Genomic DNA, 11,267 nt, shown 5'->3' with positions numbered 1-11,267 from the left:
CCTAAATCCCCCTTTTATAAAGGGGGACTTCCAGAAATCAAAATAGGTGGATGGAAGCCCCTCCTTTATTAAAGGAGGGGTTTGGGGAGGATTTAGAATTTAATACAAATAAGGAAACCTCAATGCCCCATATGACTCACAACTACATGTTAGGACTTGCGGCATTGCTGATTTCCTTTGGCATTACCTTTTATTTACCAATTGCTTATTTCTGGCTCAAAGTTCGCCAGCAGCGTAAACAAAATAAGTAGTTTTCTTTAGACGAATTACTTCTTTTGATTATGTCAGCAGATTAGCTGATTGTCGAAAATGAAAAAAGGGAACATCGCGTCAACGATGCTCCCCTTTTCCCTAAAGATCATTAGGCTGTCTTTAGGGCGATAACTTTTTTACCAAAAAGCTAGGGAATATTCTGAACTAGTTTAAAGCAATCGTCAAATTAGCCTTTGTTGAAAGCTCAAATTTAGGAGTATTCTCATGAGCAAATCAAATGACCGCATGGTATATCAACGTGGAAATGAATGGGTAAATAAAGCAAATGGTAATTCTACCGCTTCATCCATTCACTCAACACAACGTGATGCAATAAACTCAGCTAAAACTATGTTAAAAAACTCTGGCGGAGGAGAATTGACAATCAAAGGTACTAATCAATTGATTCGTCAAAAAGACACAATTTCCCCAGGAAATGATCCAAGAAACATAAAAGGCTAATTTATCTCTTAAAAAACAACCTCGATTTAATCGGGGTTGTTCTGTTTTTAAAAAAACTATAACCGATTGATTTTATTATTTTTTTCAACGGAAAAACCAATAAAGAAATTCTACTTAAAAAACAAAAGAATAGAAGAACCATAGTCGTTTTTTCATCAAAAAAAATCTTATTACCTATTAAATTTTCGCGATCAAAACTACAATACATTCCAAATTTATTAAAAACTAAATCGCCTCGCTTAACAAATGTTCGTTGTTTCTTTAAACACCAGATAGTCCAATGTACATAAGTGAAGCGTATAATTTGAGAGAATTGATATGTCTATCCTAAGTTGGGACGATTTCGAAGATGATTCGCAAAAACCGGCTGCACCTGAACAGCAGCCTGCGCCCGTCGAGCCGCAAAAAGCGACTAATTCACAGATGGTATCTGATGCAGGCAACGCATCGCCGGATGTGGCAGCTGCACAACCCCTTAGAGCCACTCAAAACCGAGGATCAAATCCAACCGATTCGCTGGCAAGAGCATCTGCTTCCCTAGAGCAGCTTGATGTTGCTCCAGGCCTTGAAGAGCTTGAAATGGGTGCACAGCGTGTACAGGTTGACGACAAGGCGATGATCAACTGTCGTGCAGACTTGAACCAGCTTGTTCCATTCAAATACGAATGGGCTTGGCAGAAGTATCTGGACGGATGTGCAAACCACTGGATGCCGCAAGAAGTCAACATGAACCACGACATCGCGCTGTGGAAGTCTGAAAATGGCTTGACTGAAGATGAACGTACCATTGTGATGCGTTCACTTGGTTTCTTCTCGACTGCCGATTCACTGGTTGCAAACAATCTGGTACTGGCGATTTACCGTCACATTACCAACCCTGAATGCCGTCAGTACATCTTGCGTCAGGCATTTGAAGAAGCGATTCACACACACGCTTACCAGTACTGTATCGAGTCGTTAGGTATGGATGAAGGCGAAGTCTTCAACATGTACCGTGAAGTACCGTCAGTGGCACGTAAGGCAGCGTGGGGCCTGAAATATACTCAGTCTTTAAGTGATCCTACTTTCAAAACTGGTACCCCTGAAAACGACCAAATCCTGCTTCGCAACCTGATCGCGTTCTATTGTGTACTTGAAGGTATTTTCTTCTACTGTGGTTTCAGCCAGATCCTGTCGATGGGCCGTCGTAACAAGATGAATGGTGTTGCCGAGCAATTCCAGTACATCCTGCGTGATGAGTCAATGCACCTGAACTTTGGTATCGATATGATCAACCAGATCAAGATCGAAAACCCGGGTTTATGGACCACTGAATTCCAGGAAGAAATCATCCAGATGATTCTTGAAGGCACGATGCTGGAAATCGAATATGCACGTGACACCATGCCACGCGGTGTACTTGGCATGAATGCTGGCATGATGGAAGAATACCTGAAGTTCATTGCCAACCGTCGTCTGGCGCAGTTAGGCTTGCCTGAACAGTTTGCTGGCGTGAACAACCCGTTCCAGTGGATGTCAGAAATGATGGACTTGCGTAAAGAGAAGAATTTCTTCGAGACGCGCGTAACAGATTACCAAACTGGCGGTGCGTTAAGCTGGTAAGGTTTTTTACCGTCACGCGACACATAAGTTGTCATTTACGACTCATAGTTTGTCATAAAAAACCGCCAATACTGGCGGTTTTTTTACATCACATAACAATTAAAATTCTTTTGTCACACTCAGACCAGCGCTCCAGTTCCGTCCTTCTGCCGGCTCAAAGAAACGGCTATTACTTTCATTGACAATCACCGAACCAGAATAATCTTTATCAAACAGGTTATCTAAGCGTGCAAAAGTTTTTACAGACCAGTCTTTCACATTCCAGTTATAACCAACGTTTGCACCAGCGACTGTGTAGCTTGGCGCATATTCAGTATTGGTATCATTGACATAAATACGATCTGAGTAACGCACGTCTAAACCCGCACTCAAACCATTTTCAGGTTTCCAGCCTAAACTTAAAAATGCCTGATTTTTGGCAATCCCCGGAATATAGTTTCCTGATTCAACTCTCGACACTGCAATACTGCCATTCTGATTTAAAATTTCAGGAATATCTGCATCAAAAGTTGCATCTATATAGCTATAGCTGGCCTGTGCAATTAGGTCACACCATAGGTTTTTATTCCAGGAGAGTTCAATACCTTCTCTTAAAGTTTTATCGGCATTACGGAAAGTAGAGCGACCATTGTCATTACCTGCAGAAACAATGTCATTCTTCGTCTTGGTCTGGAAAACTGCAACAGTAAAATCACCTAATGTATTTGCAGATTTCAATCCCATCTCATAAGTTCTACTTTCTGCTGCTTTTAGATCAAGTGTGCGACTACTGCCATCTGCTGGATAAGACATTTCGGTAAAGGTGGGCGTTTCAAAGCCTTGTGCATAACTGGCATAAGTCATCAGCTCAGGAAAAATCTGCCAGCTTAACGCAGCTGAAGGCAGTAATTTCTGATAATCGGTTTTACCCGAATTATTGCCATTCGCCAGAAACTTGTCTTTAGACTTGAAATGTACATTGCTATAGCGCAGGCCGGCATCTAAAGTCCAATCGGGAGCAAAATGATAAGAAGCTTGCAAATACGGATCTAAATTCCACAGGGTATTATCTTCATCTCGACGCAGTTCGCCTTTGACTCCCAAGCGATCACCTAAAAAGTTTTGATAGCCTTTACGGTCTTCGGTCATGGCATCTACGGCGACACCTGCAATCAGTTTAGTATTTGGTAGAATATCTTTACCCGTCCAGCGTAAATCTGTCCCATAAAAATTACGGTCAAAATCAATGACACCACCGGGATGATTTCGGGCTAGTTGAACTGTATTAGGTTTACAAATATCAGTATTTTCTTCATATGCACACTTTGGAATCGACTGATATTGCGTGACTGCGCGCTGTCCCCAGTAGGCCATGCCATACAGGTCATGCTGGTCATTGATCGGTTTATTCCAGGTCAAACCTGTTTGCAACTGCTCAATTTCTTTACGTGCATTATAAAGAAGGACGTTGGTCGCGACCTGTCGGGGATTGACCTTCCACTGTTCTCGGGTTAAACCGCCCGGATCATCCGCTGCAATTTTAACGTAGTTATTCATCCAGTTGATTTTAGAACCATCTTCCAGATCCCAAGTCAGCTTGGCATTATGCAGAACTTTATGTGCACTGCTGTGGTCACGGTAACCATTGGTATCAAAATAAGAGGAGCTAATGACATAGCTTGGCTCTGAAGCATTCTCTGAACCGCCTTGCAAAACCAGCTTGGTCTGCCCTTTGTTCTGGCTCCCTGCAGAATGCCCCAGTTCAATTGAGTCAGCGCCTTGCCCTTCCCTTGTGGTGGTTAAAATCGTTCCTCCGGAAGAGTTGCCATACAGTGATGAAAATCCACCACCCAATACTTCAATATGGTCCAGACTATTCAAGTCAATATTCGAGGTTTGCCCCTGTCCATCCGGCATTGTTGCAGGGATTCCATCTACATATAAACGCACACCACGCACACCAAAACTGGAACGTGCCCCAAAGCCTCGCATCGAAATTTGTAGGTCTTGGGCATAGTTTTCACGATTGTTTAACTGTAATCCCGGAATGCCTTTTAATGTTTCCGAAAGATTCACATTCATGCTGTTATCTTGTTCTTGATTCAGATAATACACTGACGCCGGTGTGGTCAATCGCTCCCGATCTGTACGGGTCGCTTGAATGACAATCGTGTCTAACCTTTGGACTTCTTGTGTATCATTTTCTGCATAAATGTTCTGACCTGCGCAAGCAATCAGGCAGGACAAGGTCGATCTCACGAATGGAAATTTCGGGCTTTGGTACATAAATGACAGGCCTTATTTGAAAGTGGTTTAATGCGGCAAATACCTTATCGAGATGGCGTACATCTCATGATTCAACTCATTTTGTTTTAAGCATCGATACCAAATAAGTATGCTAATTCGATGACATATAGTTCGCTCAATGAATAGGAATATTTTGAGCTTAAAAATTCTGTGTTCGATAAATTTAGACTTAATTAATCCTTTATCTGAATTTCGCTTAAAATCAGCCATATACAAAGCATATTATTTTAATGCGATCTGAATGAAATTGAGCTTTCAGCAACAAATCAACATCATTTCTCTGTGTCCTTAAAACTGGATGTAGGCATTCAACAATACATAATAAAAAAGCCTGACGAATCAGGCTCCTTCATACTGATTTAAAAATTTAACTATTTATTGTCTGGCAAGGCATAAGCCACCAGAGAGTCGCCCATTTTAGTCCCAAAGGAACCATGACCACCTGCCATAATGACCACATACTGCTTGCCATTGGCTTCATAGGTCATTGGTGTAGCCTGACCACCTGCAGGTAGACGGCCTTTCCACAACTCATCACCGTTGTTCACATTGATGGCGCGAATGTAGTTATCTTGAGTTCCGCCCACAAACATCACGTTGCCCGCAGTTGAAATAGGACCACCCAACATCGGCACACCCATTTTGAATGGCGGCAATGGAATGCCCGGCATACTGTCACGAATGGTACCGATACGGCGTTTCCAGGCCACTTCATGAGTATTTAAGTCCACACCTGCAACAAAGCCCCATGATGGCTGTTTACACGGTAGACCGAATGGAGACAGGAACGCACTGATTTCAACGCCATAAGGCACACCATACATCGGTTGAACGCCGGCTTCTGTACCTGCACCTTTAGCCGTCTTAGGACGGTTCGGATCTTGAGGAATCAGTTTTGATACAAATGGCAGGCCAATCGGGTTGGTTAATGCAATTTGACGGTCCGGATTCACCGACATACCACCCCATTCAAACACACCTAGGTTACCCGGGAAGACCAGCGTCCCATTTTCAGAAGGTGGGGTATAAATGCCATCGTAATTCAGTTTGTGGAAAGCAACACGGCAGACCAACTGGTCAAACATGGTCGCACCCCACATCTGTTTATCGGTCAATTTATCTTGTGGCGCCAGATTAAAGTCAGAGAAAGGTTGAGTTTTAGAATAGAACTCGCCTTTGGTCTGAGGTCCGCGTTTCACAGATTGTGGTACCGGTTTCTCGGTAATTGGCACAATCGCTTTACCATTACGGCGGTCTAGCACAAAAGCATTACCCGTTTTGGTCAAGACATAAATGGCTGGAACCATATTGCCGTTTTTGTCTTTAATCTCGGTCAATGTTGGCTGTGAAGGTACGTCCATATCCCACAAATCGTGATGGGTAGTCTGGAAGTTCCATACCAGTTTGCCGGTCGTCGCATTCAAGGCCAGCATCGAGTTGGCATAACGCTCGTCCAGTTCAGTACGATGACCACCGTAAATATCCGGTGTACCGACACCCGTTGGTACGTAGACGATATCCAGCTCTGCATCATAGGCCAAAGGTGCCCAAGCATTTGGAGAGTTATGTACAAATTTTTGACCCGGTGCAGGAATCAAATTCGGATCTTCAGCGCCTGTGTCAAATACCCAAAGCAGTTCACCGGTATTGACATCATAACCACGGATCACACCCGACGGTTCTTCAGTTGAATAGTTATCTGTGGTTGAACCCGCAATAATAATGGTGGTGCCGGTTACTACAGGCGGTGAGGTTGGAATATAACCACCCGGATATGGGAATGGCATATCTTTTTGCAGATCAACTTCACCATTTTTACCAAAGTCAGAACAGACTTTACCGGTGGTTGCATTTACCGCAACCAGACGCCCATCATTGACCGGTAAAATGACTTTTTGCGGACATTCAGCCGATGTGGTTTTCTTCGCAGCGAGACTGCTTTCAAAACCAGCCGTATTGTTGACATCATAATAAGATACACCACGGCAGGTTAAATGCTGATAGGTATGATCGGCTTTCAGTTTTGGATCATAAGTCCATTTCGCCTTACCAGTTGCTGGATCAAGCGCAGTCAATTTCTGGTGAGTGGTACAGATGTACATGTTGTCACCCACCTTGATTGGAGTAACCTGATTGGTGGTTTCACCCGAGTCATTTTCAGTCTTGAATTCGCCCGTGTGATATTCCCAAGCCACCTGCAAATCTTTGACGTTTTCAGTATTAATCTGCTTTAAGGGTGAATAACGCAAACCGGACTGGGTACGGCCATAAGCTGGCCAGTCTTCATCTGCCACACCGGGAATTGGCTGGTGGGTTGCGGGCTGCTGGGATTTTAATTCACCGCGAATTTCTTGCGGGTCATTAAATACAGCATAAATCATGACGGCAATAGTAATGGCCAATGAAGCACCCAAGGCAATTTTCGCACCTTTGCTTTGATCAAAGCCACGTGTTACCGCCGGAATAAGCAGCGCTAAACCAAACAGACCTAAAATATCCAAACGCGGCGCAAGTGCAAAGAAATCTGAACCGACTTCCCATAGGCCCCACACCACTGTTGCCAAAACGAATATGGCATAAACCAGAAGTGCAGCGCTTTTTCGTTTATACAAGAGAACTGCGGTCGCAATAAAGAGAATACCTGCAATGATGTAGTACCAAGACCCACCCAGCACTGCAAGATAAATCCCTCCAATCAGCAGTCCTATACCGAAAACAGCGGCAATGACCGCTAAAATCGTTTTCAGTACTGAACCTGATGATGAAGTATTCATATTGAACACCTATAAAAGTTTTTTTGAAAGTCCATGCACATGACAGGCATGAGCACCCTTATTGTTAAATTCTGAGTTATAAATACATCAATGTCTTAAGCAGGCATTGCCCATTACTGCAACAAAGCACCTAGAGATTCAATAGTGTATTTGCAACTAAAAACTATATTTTAAAATGACGTATTAAACTTGATTCCGCCCACCCAGACATTTTCACCATCTTTATATGCACCGATGTGACGCACATATTGCACATTCGGGCGAATGGTGAGCCAATTAGTGGCATGTAAGCCATAATAAATTTCTGCATCGATTTCTTGATGACGGTCAGCACTGACATCGTCATTCATGTTGATGCGTGCAATACCAAATGCGATTTCATCTTGAGGGCGTGAATCCATTGCACCCTTATAAACCAGCCCGATATTTTGCATATCACTGACATTATTGGTTTTGGAGTCATGCACTGTCGCATTCACAAAGCCGGTCAAACCACGCGAAGTATCTCCGTGATGTGCAGTCAATTGTTGCTTGGCAACAATCCAGCCCCCATGGTGATGATCGGTTTGATCTGGATTGGAAATGACTTCAGCCTCTGCTGTACTGTAGTAATAACCGGCACGGTATTCACCCGGTAGTTTCTGTTCACCCAGTTTAGGTGCCCAAACCACTTCTGCAGGAAGCATTGCCCCTTTGGAACCATCCGTACTCAGGTTAAATCCTTTACCACGTTCCAGATTCTCAGGGTTGTATTCATAAGCACCGACTTGGGCATAAAATTCAGGGTTAAGGTTATATTTGACCCGTGCAGCCCATTGGCTTACCGGCCAGTTGTACCACTGATCGCCAACCCAGTTCCCGACTTGTGAACCGCATAGGGCCAGATTCTGGAAATCACAGTCAAAACTATTGAAGTCTTCACCCTCACCAAAGCGTCCGACTTTCACATCCAGTTTTTGTTCCAGGAATTTTTTCTTGATCCATAAATCAGTCAGGCGCCAGGTTTGACCACGGCCCCAGACTTCTTGCACTGAACTCAGATGGCCATTTAAAGCAGCAGCGCTTTGAGACAGTGACTGACCGTTACGCTGGGTCACTGTTATTTGTGCTTCGGTGTCTTGCCAGCCTGCAATTTTTGCCAGATCCAGATGTGCCCCAAAAACAAACTGGTCCGCATATTCAGTTTTATGGTTTGAAGATCTTAGCGCATCGATCAAGGTTGCCATTTCACCGGTATAACCAAAACTGAAATCATAGCCCTGATTTTGGAGTGCTGTACGTTGCCCGTTCCAGTCACCGAGCATCCACGGGCTTTCCGAACTGAAAGCAGCTTCAGCATGCACAGTGGTCGTGGTTAAGATGAAAGAGGCACAGCAAAGGTAAACGGCCTTCGATAATGGGGAGAGATACATTGAATGTGATACCTTCATCACAATATGAAGCTTTTTATTATACGCCTGTTGATTTTAAAAATCGTTACTAATAGATAAAAAGTATGAATAAAATGTTATATTTATTAGTATTATTATATGCTTTTTGTAAATTTAAAATTTATAAGTATCTGTTTATCATCATATTAAATTTAACAACATCAAACCATAGTTCCAAAGAAAAATTTGATATTCATCAGATAGATTTAGCTTTAATTTCTTATAAAAGATTCAGAGATAAATCAGCTCCATTACTATTTAATTTTCTTCATTTCAAATCATGCAACGCTACATTTTTTGTTGATTGAATACTGAATCACTATTGCGATAAGGCTTTTAAAAACATGAAAAAATTATTGTCATTTCACCATAAACTTTTAAAAATTAGATTATGCTAAAGTTATTCTGATAAGAAATTGCGTCGCTTTAAAACAATAATCTAGCTTAATAGACGAGAACAAGCATGAAAGGTTCAATCCTTGATTTTTCTATTCAACACAATACCGGTTTTATCTCGGGGGATGATAATCAGCGCTATAGCTTTAATGGCGCAGACTGGCGTAGTGAGCGTCCACCTTCACGCGGTGATCGGGTCGATTTTATCGTCAATACCGCGGGTGAAGCATCTGAGGTTTATTTAACCTCAGGCAGTTCTATTTATCTGGGAGAAAAAATTTCCAGTCAGCTTGGCAAATATTCAAATCTGGATCAAGCCGAGGAAAATTACAGCAGCATTGACTGGTTTGTAAAATGTCTGACCAACTATGCAAACTTTTCCGGCCGTGCACGCCGTAAAGAATTTTGGTTCTTTATGCTGTTTTGTGTAATTTTAGGCATTGTTGCTGAGGTAATTGATACAGTTTTAGGCACTAAACCGCTGGTGAATAGCTTGCTTAATCTGGCACTTCTAGTCCCAAGTCTGGCCGTTGGCACGCGTCGCTTGCATGATGTAGGACGTTCTGGTTGGTGGCAATTACTGACGCTTACCGTGATTGGCATACTGGTACTGATCTGGTGGTGGGCAACTGAAACCAAGCAACAAAACAATGAGTATGGTGCTCCTGCCAAATAACCGAACCTTACAAATCCCGTCTTGATGCGGGATTTGTTTATCGATTATTTAATGACTAAATATCAGCAAAATCAGACTTTATCCATGCTGCAAGATCAATTAGTGAAATTTCCAGATGCTGTATGGGTGCAAATCTATAAAGATAAAATGCAGCTGATGAATATAGATGGCACGATTACGCATACTCTGCTACCCGATGTGCCTTATGCCCATCCGCGGAGTATTATTGCCGACTTTGATGCAGCGGCGGTGACGCTAAAACAACTGTTACCCTCCTCAATGATGAAGAAACTATTTAGCTCTATAGCATTGCTGCAAATCATGGATCTGCCTGAAGACGGTTTAACCGAAGTTGAAAAGCGCGCGTTACTCGAACTCGGTTATGAAAGTAGCGTGCAAAATGTCATCCTGTTTGACCATGCAGGAAATGCTCTGACCAAAGCCAGAGTTCCCCCCCAACATCGAATGACGATCATCAACATTTTACTGGTGATCATCATTATGGTGGTGCTGGCATCGACCTGGTTTTTGACGCTTTAAATGTTCATCCAAGAGCAAAAATCCCGCACGCTGCGGGATTTTTATTGAGATAACCATCTAATAAGAGAATTGATCTCTATAGATGAACCAGCTTATAGACATCGCCTCTCTAAAAATCAGCTCAAATAAAATAAGCAAAAATTAGGGTTTATTTAAAATAATCTAATAACTGATTAAAGCGGTCAATTTTATATTTAGGTTGTGCCACCTCTAACTCTTCCTGACTGCCATAACCATAACTTACCGCTATAGTCTCAATACCATTGTGACGGGCGCCAAAAATGTCATGCTCACGGTCACCGACCATCATGCATTGATCGGCCTGTAACTGTTGCTGCGCTAAAATATACTGAATCAGCTCGGCTTTATTGGTGCGGTCACCATTCAGCTCACTACCATGAATGTCAGTAAAATACTGGGCCAGATCAAAATGTTCCAGAATCTGTTTGGCATACACTGTCGGTTTTGCTGTAGCGACAAACAAGCGATAACCACGGCGTTTCAGTTCTGCCAGCGTTTCTGCCACACCCTCAAAAACATGATTTTCATAAAGACCCTTGACTGCAAAGCGCTCCCGATAACCCATCAAGGCCTGCTCAGCCAGCACATGATCGGCTTCAACATTTAAAATTTTGGCTAGTGAGGCTTTTAAAGGAGGACCAATAATCCAGTCGATATTGATCTCGTCACTAATCGGATGACCAATTTTTTCCAGACCATAGCGTGCAGACGTCGTAATCCCCACTTTCGGATCGGTTAATGTCCCATCCAGATCAATTAAAATATTCTTAATCACCGCCTATCCCCTCTCATCAGCACCGATATAAATTAATATCGAGAGTTCATTCA

At 42.8% G+C, this 11,267-nt stretch carries 9 protein-coding genes; 5 read left to right on the top strand and 4 right to left on the bottom strand.

Going from position 1 to position 11,267, the window contains the following annotated elements:
- Window positions 1-122 precede the first annotated feature (122 nt).
- The 3 genes from J7649_RS16995 to J7649_RS13545 all read left to right on the top strand — a co-directional run bounded on the left by J7649_RS16995 (window position 123) and on the right by J7649_RS13545 (window position 2,316).
- The gene (locus tag J7649_RS16995; RefSeq protein WP_257225578.1) at window positions 123-251 is read left to right on the top strand and encodes a hypothetical protein; all 129 of its coding nucleotides are present in this window, start codon (window positions 123-125) and stop codon (window positions 249-251) included.
- 226 nt (window positions 252-477) lie between these two features.
- Window positions 478-714: a DUF2188 domain-containing protein gene (locus J7649_RS13550; RefSeq protein WP_219308621.1), complete on the top strand. Its 237-nt coding sequence runs from the start codon at window positions 478-480 to the stop codon at window positions 712-714.
- Window positions 715-1,032: 318 nt separating this feature from the next.
- Window positions 1,033-2,316 carry a ribonucleotide-diphosphate reductase subunit beta gene (locus tag J7649_RS13545; RefSeq protein WP_004645882.1) on the top strand — a complete coding sequence of 428 codons (1,284 nt, stop codon included), beginning with the start codon at window positions 1,033-1,035 and terminating at the stop codon, window positions 2,314-2,316.
- Between the two features lie 99 nt (window positions 2,317-2,415).
- Here J7649_RS13545 and J7649_RS13540 read toward each other — a convergent pair whose 3' ends face one another.
- From J7649_RS13540 to J7649_RS13530, 3 genes are all read right to left on the bottom strand, one after another.
- Complete coding sequence (locus tag J7649_RS13540; protein ID WP_219308619.1) at window positions 2,416-4,581, bottom strand: TonB-dependent receptor; 2,166 nt, start codon at window positions 4,579-4,581, stop codon at window positions 2,416-2,418.
- Window positions 4,582-4,973: 392 nt separating this feature from the next.
- Window positions 4,974-7,376: a glucose/quinate/shikimate family membrane-bound PQQ-dependent dehydrogenase gene (locus tag J7649_RS13535; protein ID WP_168387004.1), complete on the bottom strand. Its 2,403-nt coding sequence runs from the start codon at window positions 7,374-7,376 to the stop codon at window positions 4,974-4,976.
- A gap of 170 nt (window positions 7,377-7,546) precedes the next feature.
- The gene (locus tag J7649_RS13530; RefSeq protein ID WP_219308617.1) at window positions 7,547-8,788 is read right to left on the bottom strand and encodes a carbohydrate porin; all 1,242 of its coding nucleotides are present in this window, start codon (window positions 8,786-8,788) and stop codon (window positions 7,547-7,549) included.
- A 481-nt stretch (window positions 8,789-9,269) separates the two neighbouring features.
- Here J7649_RS13530 and J7649_RS13525 point away from each other — a divergent pair, with 481 nt between their 5' ends.
- Entirely contained in the window at window positions 9,270-9,878 is a 609-nt protein-coding gene (locus J7649_RS13525) for a DUF805 domain-containing protein (RefSeq protein ID WP_219308615.1), read from the top strand.
- Window positions 9,879-9,902: 24 nt separating this feature from the next.
- The gene (locus J7649_RS13520; RefSeq protein ID WP_219308613.1) at window positions 9,903-10,418 is read left to right on the top strand and encodes a hypothetical protein; all 516 of its coding nucleotides are present in this window, start codon (window positions 9,903-9,905) and stop codon (window positions 10,416-10,418) included.
- A 148-nt stretch (window positions 10,419-10,566) separates the two neighbouring features.
- Here the strand turns inward: J7649_RS13520 and J7649_RS13515 are convergent, their stop codons facing one another.
- Entirely contained in the window at window positions 10,567-11,214 is a 648-nt protein-coding gene (locus tag J7649_RS13515; protein WP_180180509.1) for an HAD-IA family hydrolase, read from the bottom strand.
- Between the last annotated feature and the right edge of the window lie 53 nt (window positions 11,215-11,267).

It is taken from the genome of Acinetobacter lwoffii, from assembly GCF_019343495.1.
Lineage (GTDB): Bacteria > Pseudomonadota > Gammaproteobacteria > Pseudomonadales > Moraxellaceae > Acinetobacter > Acinetobacter lwoffii_P.
Note: the sequence above shows the minus strand (reverse complement) of the source record. Positions and strands in the feature narration are given on the sequence as shown.